The sequence below is a fragment of the Geodermatophilus sp. SYSU D00758 genome, assembly GCF_054049955.1.
Map to the genome: position 1 here is coordinate 63,249 of NZ_JBJGYK010000008.1, position 19,207 is coordinate 82,455.

General features: G+C 77.0%; 17 protein-coding genes. 7 read left to right on the plus strand and 10 right to left on the minus strand.

From position 1 onward, the window contains the following. Nucleotides 1-3 precede the first annotated feature (3 nt). The gene (locus tag ACI8AC_RS07945) at nt 4-1,209 is read right to left on the minus strand and encodes a PucR family transcriptional regulator (protein ID WP_456896888.1); all 1,206 of its coding nucleotides are present in this window, start codon (nt 1,207-1,209) and stop codon (nt 4-6) included. Nucleotides 1,210-1,398: 189 nt separating this feature from the next. Here ACI8AC_RS07945 and ACI8AC_RS07950 point away from each other — a divergent pair, with 189 nt between their 5' ends. The 7 genes from ACI8AC_RS07950 (at nt 1,399) to ACI8AC_RS07980 (ending at nt 9,453) form a co-directional block, all read left to right on the plus strand. After that, a complete protein-coding gene (locus ACI8AC_RS07950) occupies nt 1,399-2,247 on the plus strand; it encodes an ABC transporter ATP-binding protein (RefSeq protein WP_456896890.1) in 849 nt (282 codons plus the stop codon). Between the two features lies 1 nt (nt 2,248). Then, entirely contained in the window at nt 2,249-3,043 is a 795-nt protein-coding gene (locus tag ACI8AC_RS07955) for an ABC transporter ATP-binding protein (RefSeq protein WP_456896892.1), read from the plus strand. Nucleotides 3,044-3,097: 54 nt separating this feature from the next. After that, complete coding sequence (locus tag ACI8AC_RS07960; protein ID WP_456896893.1) at nt 3,098-3,976, plus strand: branched-chain amino acid ABC transporter permease; 879 nt, start codon at nt 3,098-3,100, stop codon at nt 3,974-3,976. Between the two features lie 6 nt (nt 3,977-3,982). Continuing rightward, the gene (locus tag ACI8AC_RS07965) at nt 3,983-5,146 is read left to right on the plus strand and encodes a branched-chain amino acid ABC transporter permease (RefSeq protein ID WP_456896895.1); all 1,164 of its coding nucleotides are present in this window, start codon (nt 3,983-3,985) and stop codon (nt 5,144-5,146) included. A 60-nt stretch (nt 5,147-5,206) separates the two neighbouring features. Continuing rightward, a complete protein-coding gene (locus ACI8AC_RS07970; RefSeq protein WP_456896897.1) occupies nt 5,207-6,550 on the plus strand; it encodes an ABC transporter substrate-binding protein in 1,344 nt (447 codons plus the stop codon). 192 nt (nt 6,551-6,742) lie between these two features. Further along, a complete protein-coding gene (locus ACI8AC_RS07975) occupies nt 6,743-7,720 on the plus strand; it encodes a UDP-glucuronic acid decarboxylase family protein (RefSeq protein ID WP_456896899.1) in 978 nt (325 codons plus the stop codon). Nucleotides 7,721-7,815: 95 nt separating this feature from the next. Continuing rightward, nucleotides 7,816-9,453, plus strand: a complete 1,638-nt coding sequence (locus ACI8AC_RS07980) for a VWA domain-containing protein (protein WP_456896900.1) — start codon at nt 7,816-7,818, stop codon at nt 9,451-9,453. Between the two features lie 227 nt (nt 9,454-9,680). On the opposite strand, the gene ACI8AC_RS07985 is transcribed toward ACI8AC_RS07980, so the two are convergent. The 9 genes from ACI8AC_RS07985 to ACI8AC_RS08025 all read right to left on the minus strand — a co-directional run bounded on the left by ACI8AC_RS07985 (nt 9,681) and on the right by ACI8AC_RS08025 (nt 19,141). Next, entirely contained in the window at nt 9,681-10,625 is a 945-nt protein-coding gene (locus tag ACI8AC_RS07985; protein WP_456896902.1) for a glycosyltransferase family 9 protein, read from the minus strand. Next, the gene (gene rfaE2 / locus ACI8AC_RS07990; RefSeq protein WP_456896904.1) at nt 10,622-12,022 is read right to left on the minus strand and encodes a D-glycero-beta-D-manno-heptose 1-phosphate adenylyltransferase; all 1,401 of its coding nucleotides are present in this window, start codon (nt 12,020-12,022) and stop codon (nt 10,622-10,624) included. The genes ACI8AC_RS07985 and rfaE2 overlap by 4 nt, the downstream gene beginning before the upstream one ends. Continuing rightward, nucleotides 12,019-12,699, minus strand: a complete 681-nt coding sequence (locus ACI8AC_RS07995; protein WP_456896906.1) for a D-sedoheptulose-7-phosphate isomerase — start codon at nt 12,697-12,699, stop codon at nt 12,019-12,021. The genes rfaE2 and ACI8AC_RS07995 overlap by 4 nt, the downstream gene beginning before the upstream one ends. Then, the gene (locus ACI8AC_RS08000) at nt 12,696-13,913 is read right to left on the minus strand and encodes a glycosyltransferase (RefSeq protein ID WP_456896908.1); all 1,218 of its coding nucleotides are present in this window, start codon (nt 13,911-13,913) and stop codon (nt 12,696-12,698) included. The genes ACI8AC_RS07995 and ACI8AC_RS08000 overlap by 4 nt, the downstream gene beginning before the upstream one ends. Beyond that, nucleotides 13,910-14,902, minus strand: coding sequence for a glycosyltransferase (locus ACI8AC_RS08005; RefSeq protein ID WP_456896910.1), 993 nt, complete (start codon nt 14,900-14,902; stop codon nt 13,910-13,912). Before ACI8AC_RS08005 ends, ACI8AC_RS08000 begins: the two co-directional genes overlap by 4 nt. After that, nucleotides 14,899-15,900, minus strand: coding sequence for a glycosyltransferase family 9 protein (locus tag ACI8AC_RS08010; protein ID WP_456896912.1), 1,002 nt, complete (start codon nt 15,898-15,900; stop codon nt 14,899-14,901). The genes ACI8AC_RS08005 and ACI8AC_RS08010 overlap by 4 nt, the downstream gene beginning before the upstream one ends. Continuing rightward, the gene (locus ACI8AC_RS08015) at nt 15,897-17,369 is read right to left on the minus strand and encodes an HAD-IIIA family hydrolase (protein ID WP_456896914.1); all 1,473 of its coding nucleotides are present in this window, start codon (nt 17,367-17,369) and stop codon (nt 15,897-15,899) included. The genes ACI8AC_RS08010 and ACI8AC_RS08015 overlap by 4 nt, the downstream gene beginning before the upstream one ends. Nucleotides 17,370-17,550: 181 nt before the next feature. After that, entirely contained in the window at nt 17,551-18,099 is a 549-nt protein-coding gene (locus tag ACI8AC_RS08020; protein ID WP_456896916.1) for a MarR family winged helix-turn-helix transcriptional regulator, read from the minus strand. 70 nt (nt 18,100-18,169) lie between these two features. Beyond that, on the minus strand, nt 18,170-19,141 hold the full coding sequence (locus ACI8AC_RS08025; protein ID WP_456896917.1) for a hypothetical protein: 972 nt from the start codon (nt 19,139-19,141) through the stop codon (nt 18,170-18,172). Nucleotides 19,142-19,207 lie beyond the last annotated feature (66 nt).

Sequence of the window (19,207 nt, forward strand, 5' to 3'; positions counted from 1 at the left end):
TCCTCAGACCGGGTGCGCCGCCGCCTGCCGCCCGGCGCCCAGCAGGGCCAGCTGCCACAGCAGCCGGGACCGCGGGTCGGTGGTGGTGCGCCCGGTGACCGCCTCGATCCGGCGCAGCCGGTGCATGACGGTGTTGCGGTGGCAGAACAGCGCCTCGGCCGCCCGGGTCGGTGAACCGTCGGCGGCCAGGAAGGCGGCCAGGGTGTCGAGCAGGACCGAGCGCTCCTCGTCTGGCAGTTCCAGCAGGCCGCCCAGCGAGCGCGCCACCAGGCGCGAGCTGATCTCCGGGGAGTTGGTGAGCAGCGCCTCCGGCAGCCGCTCGTCGATCGTCACCACGCGGGGCTCGCCGGCCGGGAGCGTGCGGGCGGCGGTCTCGGCCATCCGGTAGGCCGCCGCGACGGCGGCGACCCCCTCCACTACGTCCGAGACGCCGACCGGTCCGGCGGCCAGCGCCGCCAGCCAGCCGACCACCTGGTCCGGCCGCCGGGCCCCGAGCACCAGGACGCCGACCTGCGCCCCGGAGCGGGCCCCCCAGACCGAGCGCACCCCGCGCCGCAGCAGGGCCGGGCCCGGCTCGGCGAGGGTCGGCTCCCCCGCGGGGTCGGGCAGGGCCACCACGGCGAGCAGCCGCCCCTCCAGGGGCACCCCGAGCAGCTCGGCGGCCACCCGCTCGAACGCCGGGTCCCCGCCCCGCCCGTCCAGCAGCCCGTCGAGCACCCGCTGGCGGGCGGCGTCGTCGGCCTCGGCGCGGCGCAGCTGCTCCTCGCGGTACCCCTCGGCGACCGCGGCGCACTCGGCGTCGTTGGTCCGCCACACCGAGCCGGCGACCTCGAGCAGGAGCACGTCGCCGGGCGGGGAGGCCTCCAGCAGCGCCTCCCAGGTGACCTGGCCGCCCAGCCGGTAGGCGCGCAGCACCGACTCCAGCGGCACCCCCTGCGCGGCGCGGCGGCGGCCCACCTGCCGGGCCTCGCGCTGCATCGTCCGGGTGTCGCCCGCGGCGGCGCCGATGAGGCTGCGGATCCCCCGCTCCAGGCCGGCACGGGCCGAGCAGCGCAGCTCACCGGCGTCGCGGTCGGCCAGGCGCCGGTACGCCGGGTCGCTCTCGTGGAGGACGTCGACCATGCGCGCGGTCATGTCGTCGAGCCGGGCGAACAACCGCGGGGCGAGCTCGACCAGCCGGGCGGAGACCTCGTCCCGGAACGGCTGCATCCCCACCCCCTCGTCACGTGACCGGCATCGCACCCAGCACAACACGTGCCGCCCATCGGTGTGCGGTGCGCCCATTGTGACGGTCACCACCGGCACGCAGGCTCTCGGGGACGTAGCCGTGACCCGATCGTCGCCCGCCGGCCCCGGCCGGCCGGGCGGCTCCCCGACCCCAGAGGAGCCGTGGGCCCTGTGGCGCAGCCGCCATCGACCGCCGGCAGCAGCACACCCGACCAGGACCGACCGCCCACCCACCGGCTCGAGATGACCGGCATCAGCGTCTCCTTCGGAGGCGTCACCGCCCTCTCCGACGTGTCGCTGACCGTGGAGCCCGGGCAGGTCCACGGGCTCATCGGGCCCAACGGCGCGGGGAAGACGACGCTGTTCAACGTGGCCTGCGGCCTGGTCCGCCCCACCCAGGGCCGGATCGTCTGGCGCGGCGAGGAGCTGCGCCGGCTCAAGCCCAAGCAGCTGACCCGGCTGGGCATCTCCCGCACCCTGCAGGGCGTGGGCCTCTTCCGCGGGCTGACCGTGCTCGAGAACGTCATGGTGGGAGCGCACCGGCACGCCAAGGCCGGCTTCTTCTCCGCGCTGTTCGCCGTCCCGACGGCGGACCGCGACGAGTCCCGGCTGCGCACGCGGGCCATGGCCGCCCTGGAGGAGCTCGACGCGACCGCCTACGCGGGCCGCTACCCCGACTCGCTCCCCTACCCGGTGCAGAAGCGCGTGGCGCTGGCCCGGGCGCTGGTCGTGGAACCGGAGCTGCTGCTGCTCGACGAGCCGGCCAGCGGCCTGTCCGAGGACGAGATGCACGAGCTCGGCGACCTGATCCGCGCGCTGTCCGGCCGGATGAGCGTGCTGCTGGTCGAGCACCACATGGACCTGGTGATGCGCGTCTGCGACCGGATCACCGTGCTGGACTCCGGCGAGCAGATCGCCGCCGGCACCCCGGCCGAGGTGCAGGCCGACCCGGCCGTCACCGAGGCCTACCTGGGCGACGAGGTCGAGGTCGGCGCGGGCGTCGACGGGCGGGAGGGCTGACGTGGCGGACCCCCAGCAGGTGTCCCTCGGCAAGGGCAGCACGGCCGCCGGTGCCACCCGCGGCGCGGCCGGCGGTGCCGCGGTCGCCGCGCCCGTCCTGGAGGTCACCGACCTCTCCGCCTCCTACGGCCCGGTCCGGGCCCTGGACGGCGTCTCGCTGCGGGCCGAGGCCGGCCGCATCACCGCCGTCCTCGGGGCCAACGGCGCCGGCAAGACGACGCTGCTGCGCACCATCAGCGGGCTGGTGCGCAGCACGGGCGGGCGGGTCCACCTCCTGGGCGAGGACATCACCCGCGCCCCGGTCGAGGCCATGGTGCAGAAGGGCATGGCGCACGTGCCCGAGGGGCGCGGCGTGATCGCCGAGCTCACCGTCGAGGAGAACCTGCGCGTGGGCGCGCTGTTCCGCGGCAAGGTCGGCCGGGAGGAGTTCGACCGGGTCTACGACCTGTTCCCCCGGATCGCCGAGCGCCGGGACAACCACGCGCACACCCTCTCCGGTGGCGAGCGGCAGATGCTGGTCATCGGCCGCGCGCTGCTCGCCCGCCCCCGCCTCCTGCTGCTCGACGAGCCCTCCCTCGGCCTCGCGCCGCGGATCGTCGCGCAGATCTTCGGGCTGCTCCGCCAGCTGGTGGACGAGGAGGGCCTGTCGGTGCTGCTGGTCGAGCAGAACGCCCGCAGCGCCCTGTCGGTGGCCGACATCGGCGTCGTCCTCAACCTGGGCCGCGTCGTCGTCACCGACTCCGCCCGGACCCTCATGGCCGACGAGGAGCTGCGGCACGCCTACCTCGGCTTCTGACGCCCTCCCCCGACCAGCGCCCTCGCCCGACCAGCCTGGAAGGCATCCCGCACCGTGCAGCAGTTCGTCAACGTGACCCTCACCGGGCTGATCTCGGGGTCGGTCTACGCCGCCTTCGCCCTCGCCCTGGTGCTGATCTGGCGGTCCACCCGGATCGTCAACTTCGCCCAGGGCTCGATGGCCGCGGCCACCAGCTTCATCGCCCTCGCCCTCATCCAGAGCGGCTGGTCCTACTGGCTGGCCCTGGTGGTGGCCCTGGTCTCCGGGTTCGTCCTCGGCGCGGTCGTGGAGCGGGTGGTGATCCGGCCCGTGGAGGGCGGGCCCGAGCTCAACGCCGTCATCGTGACGCTCGGCCTGTTCATCGCCTTCCAGGCCCTCATCGCCATTGTGTACGGCTCGTCGTTCGAGTCGTTCCCGGCGCCCTTCGGCCTGCGCGGTTTCAGCATCGGCGACACCACGATCGCGCTGACCCCCAACAGCCTGTACGTGCTGGGCGCCGTCGTCGTCACCATGGTCGGCCTCATCGCCCTGTTCCGGTTCACCCGCGTCGGCCTGGCGATGCGCGCGTCGGCGTTCGGGCAGGAGGTCGCCCGGCTGCTCGGGGTGCGGGTCGGCCGGATGCTCACCCTCGGCTGGGCCCTGGCCGCCGTCGTGGGCTCGCTGTCCGGCCTGCTCATCGCCGGCGGCGGCCTGGTCTGGCCGGCCTACATGGACGCGCTCATCGTCTTCGGCTTCGTCGCCGCGGTGCTCGGCGGCCTCGACTCGCCCGTCGGCGCCGTCGTCGGCGGCCTCTCCATCGGCCTCGCGCTGGCCTACGTCAGCGCCTACCTCGACCCCGCCCTGGTCAACCTGGCCGCCCTCGTGATCCTCATGGTGGTGCTCCTGGTCCGACCCGGCGGCCTGTTCGCCAGCAGCACGGCACGGAGGGCCTGACCCGCGATGAGCCAGCCCCAGGACACCACCGCCACGTCGTCCGGCGAGATGAGCTCCGAGTCGCCGACCGAGTCGACCGCCGCCGCGAACGCGCCGTCGGCCGGCGCCGCCACGGGACGCTCCCTGCTGCCCGGCAACACGCTGCTGCGGCACCTGCTCGTGCTCGTCCTCTGCGCGGTCGTCGCCGTCGTGCTGCTCGAGTCCACCGACCAGTTCACCAACAGCCAGCTGGCCCAGCTCTCCTACTACGCCATCGCGGCGGGCGGGCTGACCGTGCTGACCGGCCTCAACGGGCAGATCTCGCTCGGCCACGGGGCCCTCATGGCGGTCGGCGCCTACACGACCGCCCTGTTCCTGGACGCCGAGGAGCCGCTGCCGCTCCCGGTCATCCTGCTCGTCGCGGTGCTCCTCACCACCCTCGTCGGGGCCCTGGTGGGTGTGGCCGCCGCCCGCCTGCACGGCCCCTACCTGGCCGGTGCCACGCTCGCCCTCGCCGTCGGCCTCCCCGGCCTCGCGCTCTACTTCCGGGAGTGGCTGGGCGGTGAGCAGGGCCTGCGGGTGCGGGCGCCCCGTGCCCCCGAGGCGTTCGACAGCTTCATCGGCTTCCTCTCGGGCAACCCGGCCTCGAACACCAAGTGGCTGGCCTACCTCGGTGCCATCTGCCTGCTGATCACCTTCTTCCTGCTGGCCAACCTGGCCCGCAGCCGGGTGGGCCGCACGTGGCGGGCGGTGCGCGACCAGGAGGTGGCCGCCGAGCTGGCCGGCATCGACCTCGGCGCCTGGCGGGTCCTGGCCTTCGTGGTGAGCGCGGCCTGCGCCGGCCTGGGCGGTGCGGTGCTGGCCCTCGTGGTGCGGCTGGCGGCGCCCAGCGGTTTCACCCTGGTGCTCTCCCTGGCGCTGCTGACCGCGATCGTCATCGGTGGGCTCGGCAGCCTGTTCGGCGCGCTGCTGGGCTCGGCCCTGCTGGTCTTCCTGCCGCCCTTCGTCACCGACCTCGGCGCCGACCTGGGCCTCAACAACACCGAGGCGGCCCAGCTGGCCCCGTTCGTCTACGGCGTCGTGCTGGTGGTCGTGATGATCTTCGCCCCCGCGGGCGTGGTCGGATCCCTCCGGCTGCGCTGGCGCACCTGGCGCGCCCGCCGGGCCGCCCTCGCGGCCGGCCGGGCCTGACGCCGCCCCCACCCCCACAGACCCCCGGCAGCACGTCCGGGACCGAGAGAAGGAGATCCGTTGACCAGATCGTCCCGGCGCCTCACCCGGATCCTGGCCACGGCCACCGTCGCTTCCACCCTCGCCGCCTGCGGCGGCGGGGACGGTGGCAGCGGCGGTGGCGGCGGCGGCGAGAACGAGGCCTCCGACATCGGCATCACCGAGGACAGCATCAAGATCGGCGCCCACTACCCGCTGACGGGTGTGGCCGCCCCCGGGTACAGCGAGATCCCCACCGGCGTCCAGGCCTACTTCGACTGCCTGAACCAGGAGGGGGGGATCAACGGCCGGGAGATCGACTACGTCTACCGCGACGACGCCTACAACCCCACGAACACCAGCGCGGTGGTCAACCAGCTCGTCCTCGAGGACGAGGTGTTCGCGATCATGGGTGGCCTCGGGACCCCGACCCACAGCGCCGTCCTGGAGTTCCTCAACGCCGAGGGCGTGCCCGACCTGTTCGTCGCCTCCGGCTCGCGGCTCTGGGGTGAGAACCCGGAGGACTACCCGTACACCTTCGGCTGGCAGACCGACTACGAGTCCGAGGGCAAGATCATCGGGCAGTACATCGCCGAGAACTTCCCCGACGCGAAGGTCGGCCTGTTCCTCCAGGACGACGACTTCGGCGAGGACGGCGAGCGCGGCATCCGGCAGTACATCGACGACCAGATCGTCGCCGCCGAGCGCTACGTGCCGGGCAACACCGACGTCGGCCCGCAGATCGCCGCGCTGCAGGCCGCCGGCGCCGACTTCGTCGTCGGCTTCAACGTGCCGAGCTACACCGCGCTCTCCCAGCTGGTGGCGCTGCGCCTGGGCTACCAGCCGCAGTGGTTCTACTCGAACGTCGGCTCGGACCCGGCCCTGGTCGGCTCGCTGCTGCAGAACTTCTCGCAGGGCGCGGTGAGCGACGCCAGCCTGCTCGACGGGGCGCTCACCACCGAGTACCTGCCCGGCGTGGACTCCCCCGACAACCCCTGGGTGCAGGAGTTCCAGCGGATCTGGGACGAGTGCGGCGGTGAGGGCGAGCTGACCAACTACCGCATCTACGGCATGGCGCAGGCCTACACGACCGCGCAGGCTCTGCAGGCGGCCGGGCAGAACCCCACCCGCGACGGCCTGATCGAGGCCATCGAGACCGCCGGTGGCGAGTGGGAGGGCCCGACCTTCGCGCCGTTCCGCTACTCCGCGGACAGCCACATGGGGACCAGCGGCATGCAGGTGAGCCGGATCACCGGCACGACCGCCGAGGAGCAGACCCCGGTGCTCGTGACCGACCTCGGCGACGCCCCGATCGAGGAGTTCGAGGGCGAGCAGGCCCCGCCGCCGGCCAACGCGATCCCCGAGGAGGAGTCGGCGGTCGACTAGAGGACCCCGCTGCTCGCAGGCATGCGGTGAGGCACAGCACCACCGGCGGGCCGCCGGTCCCCTCGCGGGGCCGGCGGCCCGTCGCCGTTCACCCACCCGGATCACTTAGCGGTCTAAGTGTGTGGCGGGCCGCCCGGCGGGTAGGAGGCCGCGCGGTGTGCGCGCTGGGCGCCCCGGTCGGGAGGAGCAGGCATGGTGCGTGCGGCACGGACGATCCGGCGGGCGGTCGTGACGGGTGGGGCCGGGTTCCTGGGCTCGCACCTGTGCGAGCAGCTGCTGGCCCGCGACGTCGAGGTGGTGTGCCTCGACAACTTCCTGACCGGGTCCCCGCAGAACGTCGTCCACCTCGTGGAGCACCCCGGCTTCCGGCTGGTCCGCTGCGACGTCACCGACTTCGTGCACGTGCCCGGCCCGGTCGACCTCGTCCTGCACTTCGCCTCGCCGGCCAGCCCGCTCGACTACCTGCGCATGCCGATCGAGACCCTGAAGGTGGGCAGCCTCGGCACGCTGCACACCCTGGGCCTGGCCCGCGAGAAGGGTGCCCGCTACGTGCTGGCCTCGACCTCCGAGGTCTACGGCGACCCCCTGCAGCACCCGCAGGACGAGGACTACTGGGGCAACGTGAACCCGGTCGGCCCGCGCGGGGTCTACGACGAGGCCAAGCGGTTCAGCGAGGCCCTGACCACGGCCTACCGCACCTCCAGGGGCACCGACACCGGCATCGTCCGGATCTTCAACACCTACGGCCCGCGGATGCGCGCCGACGACGGCCGGGCCATCCCCGCCTTCGTCGGCCAGGCACTGGAGGGGCGGCCGCTGACCGTCGCCGGTGACGGCTCCCAGACCCGGTCGATCTGCTACGTCGACGACACCGTGCGCGGCATCCTGGCCATGGCCTTCTCCGCGGAGGCCGGACCGATCAACATCGGCAACCCCGACGAGCTGTCGATGCTGCGCCTGGCGCAGTGGATCGTGGAGCTGACCGGGTCCTCCTCGGAGATCGGCTTCGTCGACCTCCCGGTCGACGACCCCAAGGTCCGGCGTCCCGACACCACCCGCGCCGAGCGGCTGCTCGGCTGGCGCCCCACCGTGCCCTCCGAGGAGGGCCTGCGGCGGACCGTCGACTGGTTCGCCGGCCGGCTGCAGGCGGCGACCGCCCAGGCCGGCTGAGCACCCGGCGCGGGCTCACCCGGTCGATCTAGGCTGGGGGCGGCGGTTCCAGGGGGTCGCCGGGCACGCACCGTGGGCAACGAGGGGGGAACGCCGTGGGCCGCCACGCCGACACCAGCGCGCGACGGGGGACGGCGCTGGCGATCCCACCGCTGGCGATCGCCGCGGTCGTCGCCGTGGTCGTGCTCGCCGCCGCCGGCGTGACCTGGTGGGCGGTGGGGTCCGGGGGGTGCGACGACCCCGCGCAGATCCGGGTCGCGGTGGCGCCCGAGATGGCGCCTGTCGCCGAGGAGGTCCTCGGCGGGGGGCTCGGCGAGGACGTCTGCGCCGAGGCCGTCGTGACCGCCCAGGAGCCGGTGGCGACCGTCGGGGAGCTCGGCACGCTGGAGGCGTCGGCGCTGCCGCACGTGTGGGTGCCGGACTCCTCGCTGTGGCTGGCCCGCACCCAGGACGAGCAGCTGGAGGCCGGCGACTCCGTGGCGGTCTCGCCGGTGGTGCTCGCCACGAGCACCACCGCCGTCGACGCCCTCGGCTGGTCCGACTCCCCGCCCGGCTGGGGCGCGGCGCTGGCCGGCGAGCAGCGGCTCGCCGTCCCGGACCTCGCCACCTCCGCCGAGGGCCTGGCCGCGCTCGGCGCGGTGCGCTCGGCGCTCGGCGGGGACGCCGACGCCGACAACGCCGTGGTGCAGGCCGTGCTGGCCGCCGAGCGGGCCGGCGGGGTGTCGGTCGACGACGCCCTGGCGGCCGGCAGCGACGGCGCCACCGACGCACCGCTGGTCCCGGTCGCCGAGCAGACCGTGTACGGCACCAACCAGGAGGTCTCCGGCACCGCGCTCACGGCCGTCTACCCCACCGAGGGCTCGCCCTACCTGGACTACCCGGTGGTCCGGGTCGGCGCGGTCGGGGACGCGGACGCGGCGGCGGTCGACGCGGTGGTCGGTGCGCTGACCTCCGAGGCCGCGGTCACCGCCGCGCGCCAGGCCGGGTTCCGCGGGCCGGACGGCGCCGCCCCGCCGGACGCCGGGGAGCCGCTGGGGATCCGCGCCGACGCGCCGGAGCGGCTGGAGCTGGACCCGGCCGCCGTCCAGGCGCTGCTCGGCCGGCTGTCGAGCCTCGTGGCGCCGTCCCGGATCCTGACGGTCTTCGACGTCTCCACCTCGATGGAGGCCCCCGCCGGCGACGGGACGCGGGCCACGCTCGCCCGGGACGCCGCGCGCAGCACGCTGTCGCTGGTCCCCGACAGCTACGCGCTCGGGCTGTGGTTCTTCGCCGCGGAGGTGCAGGAGGAGCAGGACTGGACCGAGGTCGTGCCCACCCGGGAGCTCGGGGCCTCGGTCGACGGCGGCACGCAGCGGCAGGCGCTCGACGAGGCGCTGACCACCATCCCCTCGCGGCTGACCCCGGGGGGGACCGGGCTCTACGACACGACGCTGGCCGCGGTGCGGGCGGCGCGGTCGGACTACGACCCGACCGCGGTCAACAGCGTGCTGGTGGTCACCGACGGGACGAACGAGGACGCGAACGGGATCGCGCTCGAGGAGCTGCTGTCGACGCTCGAGAGCGAGGCGGACCCGGAACGGCCGGTCAAGGTCATCGGGGTGGCGCTCGGCCCGGACGCCGACCAGGAGGCGCTGCAGCAGATCGCCGACGTCACCGGCGGCGCGGCCTACTCGGCGGTCGACCCCGCCGACCTGCAGACGGTGCTCTTCGACGCCCTGCGCCAGCGCGACTGACGGTCGTCCTCCGGGCGCAGGCCGCCCCGCCCGGCCGCGTGGGCGCCCGTCCCCGCCCCGTGCACCTCATGCCTCGGGTCCTACGTCTTCGAGTGCGATGGCACTCAGAGACGTAGGCGCACCCGGGGGAGACCGAAGGTGGCGGTCCGGGCGCCGGCCGGCGTCGCGGCCGGCAGCGGAGCCGGGCCCGCAGGGCTCGGCGTGCCCCGGCGGGTCGCGCGGGCGGGTCAGCGGGCGGCGAGCAGGGCGTCGAGGGCGGCGGTGACCTCCTCGACCGTGATGCGGGCCAGCGCCGGGTCGAGCTCGGCCCCCCACGGGTCGCCGGTGCCGTCGCCGTGCCAGAGCACCACGTGCTGCGGCCGCGGCGGGGGGCCCCACAGCGCGGGCGAGACCGGGCCGAACAGCACCACCGACGGGCGGCGGTAGGCGGTGGCCAGGTGGGCGGTGCCGGTGTCCCCGCTGACCACCACGCGGGCACCGGCGACCACCGCGGCCAGCTCCAGGGTCGTCGTCCGGCCGGCGAGGACGGCGTCCTCTCCCAGCCCGGCCTGCTCCGCCACCGACCGGGCCCGCTCCACCTCCGCCGGGCCGCCGGTCACCCGGACGTCGAGCCCGCGGGCCGCCAGGTGCCGGGCGACCGCGGCGAAGCGCCCCGCCGGCCACCGCCGCGAGGGGAAGGCGGCACCGGGGTGCACGACCGCCACCCCCGCCGGCACGGGCGACGGGACCGGCGGGACGGCGAGGTCGAGGGCGTCCGGGTCGGCCGGGACCCCCAGCCCCTCGGCGACCAGCCGGCACCAGCGGCGGACCTCGTGCTCGTCGGGGTACCAGGTCGGCCCGGGGTAGCCGGGGCTGTCGAAGGTGAGCAGCCGGCCGGGGTGCAGGTCGGCCACGACCACGTGCGAGGCCGGTCCCTTGCCGTGCAGGTCCACGGCGAGGTCGGGCGGTGGCCGGTCCCAGTCCAGCGGCTCGAGCTCCCGGGCCGGCAGCACCTCGTCGACCGCGTCGACGAGCCCGGCCAGCGGCTCCAGCGCGGTCGTCGTCGCCAGCACCAGCCGGTGGTCGGGCACCGCGGCCCGCACCGCGCGGATCGCCGGCACCCCGGTCAGCAGGTCCCCGAGCCCGAGCGGCCGCAGCACGACCGCGACGGGCCGCCGATCCCCGGAGCTCACACCCGGGAGCGTTCGACCAGGGCCGTCGTGGAGTGCCCGTCCAGGTAGGGCAGCACGACCGCCTGGCCGCCCCAGCCGCGCAGCACGGCGGCCTCGGGCAGGTCGGCGCCCGCGTAGTCGCCGCCCTTGGCCCAGACGTCCGGCCGCAGCCGCTTCAGCACCTGGGTCGGGGTGTCCTCGTCGAAGACCACGACCGCGTCCACGCACTCCAGCGCCTCCAGCACCCGGGCCCGGTCGGCCGCGGTCACCAGCGGCCGGGTGGGGCCCTTGAGCCGGCGCACGGAGTCGTCGGAGTTGATGCACACCACCAGGCAGTCGCCCAGCCCGCGGGCCGCGCGCAGGGTGGCCACGTGCCCGGCGTGCAGCAGGTCGAAGCAGCCCCCGGTCGCCACCACGGTGCCGCCGGCGGCCCGGACCCGCGCGAGCACGCCGTCCACCCCGGCCTCGGCCACCGGGCCCGCCGAGGGCGCCGCCGACGATGCCGTGGCGTCCCACGCCGACGCGCCGCCCCGGGCGACGAACGCACCTGCCGCCGCGACGGCCGCGGCCACCGCCTCACCGGTCACCGCGCCGTCGGCGAGGGCCAGCGCGGCCGCCGCGGCGAAGGAGTCCCCGGCGCCGCAGGGGTCGCCCCCGGTGACCGGCACCGCGGGCACGACCATCGGTGCGCCCTCCCCGTAGGAGAGCAGGGCGCCGCGGGCCCCCAGGGTCACCGCGACCGCGCCCACGCCCCAGTGCCGGATCAGCGCCTCGGCGCGGGCGCCCACCGCCGCCAGCCCGTCCCCGTCGGCCGCCACCCCGGCCGCGGCCGCGACCCGGGCGGCCTCGACGCCGTTCGGGGTGACCAGGCGGACCGACGGGACCGGGTCGGCGCCGCGCGGGTGGGGGTCCCAGACCACCGGCCCGCCGGCGCCGGCCAGCGCGGCCCGGACGTCCGGGGCCGCCGTCGTCCCGCGGCCGTAGTCGGCCACGAGGACCGCCGCCGCCGACCGGACCACCGCGGCGGCCTCGTCGGGCAGCGGGCCCGGCCGCGCGACCGGGTCGCCCGAGTCGATCCGCACCACGGAGTGGTCCCCGACCCGCACCCGGCGCTTGACCGCGGTGCCGCCGGTGGCCGGGATGCCCACCAGCCGCACGCGGCCGGCCAGCAGCGCGCGCAGCCGGTCGGCGCCGGCGTCGTCGGCGAGCGGGGTGACCAGCACGACCTCACGCCCGGTGGACGCCGCCGCGACCGCCGCGGCCAGCGCCGCCCCGCCGGGCCGCTCGCGGGTCTCGACGTCCTCCACGACCGGCACGGGGGCGTCCGGGGTGAGCCGGGAGGCGGTGCCGACCAGGTCGACGTCGAGCAGCGCGTCGCCGACCACGACGAGCGGCGCACCGTCGGCGCGGGGGCTCACCGGGCCACCCGGATCCGGCTGGCCGGCACCCGGGCCGGCTCGGCGAGCACCGCGGCGTCGAACGCGGCGCAGACCAGGTGCAGCGCCACCAGGTGGCACTCCTGCACGGTGGCCGTCCAGGGGGAGTCGATGGCGACCACCTCGTCGGCCTCGGCGGCCAGGGGGTTGGGCGCCGGGCCGGTGAGCGCGAGCACGGTGATGCCGCACTCGCGGGCCCGCCGGGCGGCCGCGACCGCGTTGGGGCTGCGGCCCGAGGTGGACAGCAGGAACAGGACGTCGCCGGGCCGGCCGTGCGCCTCCACCTGGCGGGCGAACAGCTCGTCGGCGGGGTAGTCGTTGGCGATCGCGGTCAGCGACGAGGTCTCCGCGGTCAGGCACACCGCGGCGAACGGCGGCCGGTCGGCGCGGTAGCGGCCCACCAGCTCGGCGGTCAGGTGCTGGGCCTGCGCGGCGCTGCCGCCGTTGCCCGCCGCCAGCAGCCGCCCGCGGGACTCCCCGCACAGGACGTCGGCCAGCAGCCGGCCCCAGCGGTCGAGGGCGTCGAGCTGCCCGGTGAGCGAGCCCAGCGCCGCCGACAGCGAGGCGACGTGGTCGGCGCCGGTGAGGTGGGTGCAGGAGCCCGGCGGGGCGACCCCACCGGCAGCGGCCTCGTGCGCGGAGTGCGGAGCGGCACTCATCGGGCGACCTCCACGGGACGGCGGCGGGTGAGGACCTGCCGGTAGACGGTCTCGGTGTCGGCGACCACGCGCGACCACCGGTAGCGGGAGCGGGCGCGCCGGACGCCCGCGGCACCGTAGGCGGCCCGGCGGTCGTCGTCGGCGAGCAGGGCGGCCAGCACGGCACCGAGGCGGGCGGGGTCGCGGGGCGGCACGAGGTCGCCGGTCACGCCGTCGGCGACCGTGTCCTGCAGGCCGCCGACCGCGGTGGCGACGACCGGCCGGCCGCAGGCCATCGCCTCGAGCGGGGTGATGCCGAAGGGCTCGTACCAGGGCACGGCCAGGACGACGTCGGCCGAGCGGACCCACGCCGGGACGTCGGCCCGGGCCACCGCCCCGGTGAGGACCAGCCGGTCGGCCACCCCCGCCTCGGCGGCCACGGCCCGCAGCCGTCGCACCTCCGGGTCGGTGTCCAGCTCCGCGGCCGGGGGGCCGCCGACCACGACCAGCTCGGCGTCCGGGACGGCCGCCAGCGCGCGGACCGCGTCGTCCTGCCCCTTGCGCTCGACCAGCCGGCCGAGGACCAGCAGCCGCGGGCGCCCGCCGCGGGGCGCCACCGGGCCGCGCGGGGTGAACACCGACGTGTCGACGCCGCAGGGCACGATCGAGGCGCGGTCGCGGGCCAGGCCCAGCCGGCGCAGCTCGAAGACCTCGTCGGTGCAGGTGGCCACCACGTGGGTGACGTCGCGGCACAGCCCCCGCTCGAGGTCGATGCGCTGCGGCGGGGAGGTGTCGGCCGCGCCCTGGTGCCGGCGCTTGACCGAGCCGAGGGCGTGGAAGGTCTGCACGACCGGCACCCGGCCCGTCCCCGCGTGGCCGGCGGCGGCGACCGAGGCCAGGCCGCTCATCCAGAAGTGCGCGTGCACGAGGTCCGGCGGGTCGGCGGCCCAGCTGCGCCGCAGCTCGGCGGCGAACTGGTGCATGTGCGGCAGCAGCTCGTCCTTGGGCAGCACCCGGTCCGGGCCGGCCGCCACGTGCACCACGTCGTAGCCGTCGGGCACGGTCACCCGCTCCGGCTGGTCGGGCGACTCGCGGCGGGTGTGCACGACCACCTCGTGCCCGCGGCGGGCCAGGCCGGCGGCCAGGGCCGCGACGTGCACGTTCTGCCCGCCGGCGTCCACCCCGCCGATGGCGGCGAGCGGGCTGGCGTGCTCGCTGACGAGGTCGACCCTCATCGGACTACCTCCTCGAGCAGGCGATCCCAGTCGGCGAGGAACCGGCCGAGGCCGTAGCGCTCCAGCGCGGCGACCCGCGCCGCCTTGCCGGCCAGCCGGGCGGCGTCCTCGTCGTGCAGGAAGGTGCGGACGGCGCGCCACAGCACCTCCGGGTCGGTGGAGACCACCCCGGCCTCGGCCGGCACCGCTTCCACCACCTCGGTGGTGGCCAGCGCGACCACCGGCATCCCCAGGTGCATGGCCTCCAGCAGGGAGAGCCCCAGCGAGGTCCAGCGGACCGGGTGGACGTAGACCCGGCGGCGGGCCAGCTCGGCGTGCATGGCCGCCTGCGGGGGGTCCTCGTGGAGGGTGACCCGCGCCGGGTCCAGCCCGTGGCGCTCGTGCAGCCCGGCCAGGCCCATCCCGAAGACGTCGACCGGCGCGACCGCGGCCAGGCCGGGCAGCAGGTCGGCGCCGACGGTGCGGCCGCGGCGGACCGGCTCGTTGGTGACGACGGCGGCGTGCGGCAGCTCCCCGGTCCAGCGCTCCCCCGGGTCGACGATGCCGTGCTCCACGACCGCCGTGGGCGCGCGCCCGTTGTCGTAGAAGAGCCGGTTGAAGTGGGTGACGTGCACGAGCGGGACGTCGTCCCGGTCGGCCATCGGGTGGCGGGTGTGCGGGACCGGCGCGGCACCCTCGTCCAGCCCCGGCGCGTTGTGCTCCAGGAACAGCGCGGGCAGGTCCCGGCCGGGCTCGCGGCCGAGCCACTCGCGCACCAGCTCGAGGTCGCGCACGCGCTGCAGGACGACCACGTCGACGTCCTCGTCGCGCAACTGCTCCGGGGTCACCTCGCGGACCGACGCCGGCCAGTCCCAGGTCCGGGCCCGGCCCAGCCCGTCGGGGCTGCGGCTCCCCCCGGGGCCGGCCACGACGGGGACCAGGTACTCGTGCCGGCCCTGGACGAACGCCGTCGTCCAGGAGCCGTGCACGTGCCAGATCAGGACCTTCACGAGCTCACCACCTTGTCCACGGCAGCGACCACGTCGGCCGCGCTCACCGACGCGAGGCAGGGGTGGCCGGGCACGGGGCACTCCCGGGCCCGGGTCCCGCGGCACGGGGCGTCCTGGTCGCCGAGGAGGACGGCGGGCACGCCGTAGGGCGCCCACCGCGCGGCCGGGACGACCGGGGAGAACAGCGACACGACCGGCGTGCCGACGGCGGCGGCCAGGTGCGCCGGGCCGGTGTTGCCGACGACGACCGCCGCGGCTCCGTCGAGCACCGCGGCCATCTCCGCCAGGCTCGTCCCGCCCCCGAGGTCGGTCCCGCGGGTGCCGGCGACGGCGGCGGTCAGCGCCCGCTCCCCCGGCCCCCCGGTGACCAGCACCCGGTGCCCGGCGTCCGACAGCGCCTCCACGGCCTCGGCGCAGCGCTGCGGGGGCCAGGCGCGCGCCGGCACGCTCGCGCCGGGGTGCAGCACGACGTAGCCCGGCTCGTGCCCGACCGGGGGCAGCGGCCGGCGCACCGCCAGCCGGCCGTCGTCCCCCGCCGGCAGGTCGAACCCGGCGGCGCGGGCGAGGGACAGGGCGCGCTCGGGCTCGGGCAGGTCGTCGTCCACGCGGTGGCGGACGTCGAGCAGCGACCCCGGGTAGTCGACGCTGATCGCCGAGACCCGGGGGACGCCCGCCGCGCGGAGCAGCAGCGCCAGGGGCAGGGGTGACTGGTGGAAGGAGGTGGAGACGACCGCCTGGTCGGGGGCGAGGGCGCGCACCCGGTCGGTCAGCGCGGCGAGGTCGGCCGCGTCGACCGGAGGGGGGTCGCCGAGGATCCACGGGCAGGCCCAGGTCCACACCTCGTCGACGCCGGGGAGCAGCCCCGCCGCCTCGGCCCCGGCCGGCCCGGCGAGGAACACGACCCGGTCCGCGCCCGCAGCGACGGCCCGGACCATCGGCCCCTGCACGAGGACGTCCCCGGCCGAGTCCAGCCGGGCGACGAGCACGGTGCGCGTCACCAGGCGCCCGCCAGGACGCCGTCGACCGCCTCGGTCAGCGTGCCGGCGCGCCGCGGGGCCGCCGCCACCTCGGCCCGGCGGGTGACCGGGGTGGGCACCAGGACGCCGGAGGCGCCGGCGGCGGCCGCGGCCTCGACGTCGGCGCCGATGTCCCCCACCACCACGCAGCGGGCGGGGTCGACGCCGAGCTCGTCGCAGGCCGCCTTCACCATGCCCGGAGCGGGCTTGCGGCAGCCGCACCCGTCGTCGGGGCCGTGCGGGCAGACCTGCACGGTGTCGAAGGGGCCCAGCAGCTCGGCCAGCCGGGCCATGCAGGCGTCCACCTGCTCGCGGGTGATCAGCCCCCGGGCGACGCCGGACTGGTTGCTCACCACGCCCACGCGCACCCCGCGGGCCCGCAGCCGGTCGAGCGCCTCCCGGGCACCGTCGACCGGCCGGACCCACGCCGGGTCGCCGTTGTAGGGGAAGTCGTGGACGAGGGTGCCGTCGCGGTCGAAGAGCACCAGGTCGGGAAGGCCGCGCCAGCGCGGCACCCGGCGGTGGGTGACGACGCCGCGCAGCCAGTGCCAGGTGGCCAGCGGCGGGATGGCCGCGCTCGTGACGAGCATGGTGGCGACCTCGTCGCCGGTGCGGGGGCCGGGCGCGATCCGGGCCCAGGCGAACTCCGCCGTCCCGGCGGCCCAGGCCAGGCCGGCGGCCAGGGCCGCCCGCGGGCGGCGGGCGGCGGCCAGCGCGAGGGTGGCCGCCCCCGCGGCGGTGACCGCCAGGTGCCGCGGGCGCCGGCCGAGCGGGGCGTCGGCGCGTTCCCGCCAGCCCGGCCCGTGCAGCCGTCGCATCAGCACGTCGTCGGCGTTGCCGGCCTGGGTGCGCACGCTGATCCAGCGGTCGACCGGCCGCACCGGGTGGGTGATCCAGCGCTGCCCGCGCACCAGGCGGGCACCGGTGTCCATGACCCGCAGGGCCAGGTCGGAGTCCTCGCGGAAGGCGCGGGGGAAGCGCTCGTCGAACCCGCCGACGGCGGCGAGGGCGCTGCGGCGGTAGGCGAGGTCGGCGGTGATCCACGAGCTGGTGGCCAGGCCGGCGGTGCCGCGCTCCCAGTCGGTGGGGCGGCGGTGCTCCGGCAGCGGGACCCGCACCCGGCCCTGGCTGCCCGCGACGTCGGGGGGCAGCTCGGCCAGGTCGTCGGCCAGCCGCTCGTACCAGTCGGGATCGGGGACGACGTCGTCGTCGAGGAAGGCCACCCAGTCGGTGCCGACGCTGCGCCACCCGAGGTTGCGGGCGCGGGCCGGCCCGCCGCCCCCGGTGCGCAGGACCCGGACCGGGGGGAGGCCGGGCCGCTGGACCCGAAGCGGCGCGCCGGTGCGGCGGTCGTCGACGAGCACGAGCTCGGCCGGCCGGGGCCCCCGGCCCTGCGCCAGCGCGTCGAGGAGCACGTCGAGCGACGGTCGGCCGACGGTCGGCACGACCACGGAGCAACGCGCGTTTCCCACCTGCACGGACGCGTCCCTGCCCCTCCCGCGCGGATCGAAACACTACGGGCTTGAAGTGTCCCCTCACGGGTGGCGACCGGCGCTCTCCACGGGCCCACCGTCGGCCTCGTCCCTGGTCCCACCCCGAGCGGGCCAAGGGCGGGGAGGGCGGGGTCCTCCTTCAGCGGCGGGTGCGGGCGGCCGCGGAGACCCGGGCGAGGGCGTCGGTGACCGTGGCGGCGTCGTCCCCGAGGAGGGCCAGCAGGTGGGCCACCATCCCGTCGTGGGTGGGCGCGGCCCCGGTCACCTTGGCCCGGCCCGCGGGGGTCAGCCGCGCGTGCAGCAACCGGCGGTCCCCGCCCGCGCTCCGCTCGCGGACGACGAGGCCGTCGGTCACCAGCCGGCCGACGGTGCTGGTCACCCCGGCCCGGGAGATCCCCAGGGCCTCGGCGAGCTCCCCCATCGTGGCCCGCTCGCCGGGGGACTCGGCGATCCGCCGAAGGGCCTCGAACCCGGTCAGCGACAGGTCGTGCTGGCGGTGCAGGGCCGAGTCGACCCGCCGGGTGATCCGGTCGTGCACCTGGACGATGCGCAGCCAGGTCTCGGCCGGGCGGGGTGCGACACCGGGCACCTCCGCCGGGTCGCGCGGGACGCGGTCGTCGGTGCCCGCGTCGCCGCCCGGGCCCGCCCCGCGCGGGTGGTCCGGCGCGAGGGCGTCCTGGCTCGGCACCCCACCATGGTCACCGAGATCGCGCCCGGGCGCCCCCGGACCGGCGGACCCGCGCACGTCGCCGTGCCGTTCAGGCGCTGCCGGGCGGGCCGGTGACCGGCCGGCGCCGGGCGCTCCGGGCGGCGAGGCCGGCACCGGCCCCGAGCAGCAGCACCCCCGCGGTGAGCGGGACCCAGGCCAGTCCGCCGTCGACCAGCGGGGTGGCCCGGTCGGCCACCCGGAGGGCGACCTCGCCGGAGGCGTCGGACTGCTCGCCCACCAGCACGAGGACCGCCGGGCCCGGTGCGGCCGCGTCAGGGACGGGGACCGACACCGCGACCGCCCCGCCGTCGTCCGCGGTGGCCGAGGCCAGCACCACACCGCCGGGCCCCAGCACGCTGACCGTCTCGCCGGGCTCGAACCCCGAGCCGCGCACGTCGACGGCGTTCCCGGGCAGCACCCGCGGCGAGGCGGCGCGCACGTCTGGCGCGTCGAGGGTCTCGGCCGGCACCGCCCCGCCGGGGGCCGGCAGCCGGGGGGAGGGCATGGGCGCGGGCTGGGCCTGCGGCGAGGGGACGACGACCGGAGGGGTGTCGACGGTGGCGCCCGGGACACCGGCGGCCGCGGACGGCGGGCTGATCGCCGCGCAGTCCTCCTCGGCGGGGCGGGTGAAGCTGAAGCCCTCGAGCTCGTCGACGTAGGCGGTGCCCGAGCCGTCGAGGGCGGTGTACTCGAGGAAGGGGTCGATGGTCTCCCCCCAGGCCACGGCCCCGGTGGCGAGGACGACGACGGCGCCGGGGGCCAGCTCGGCGTCGTCCTCCCCCTCGGGCGCGCGCGTGGTGCCGAGGCGGACGGCGTAGGGGGCGGTGCCCGCCGTGACCTCCACGGCGACCCCGCCGGGGCGGCAGCTGGGGCCCTGGGTGACCCGCGCGTCGGGGCGGGTGGGGTCGTCGACGGCGGCCGCGGGGCCGGCGGTGGCGAGGACGAGGCAGGCGAGGACGGCGGACAGGCCGAGGACGGACGCGGCGCCCCTGACGAGCCCCGGCCTGCTGGCGACCGGCACGTGCAACTTCCCCCTGGTGTGACCGCCGCCCGGCGTCCGTGCTGAGCGCGGGCGGACCCCCATGAT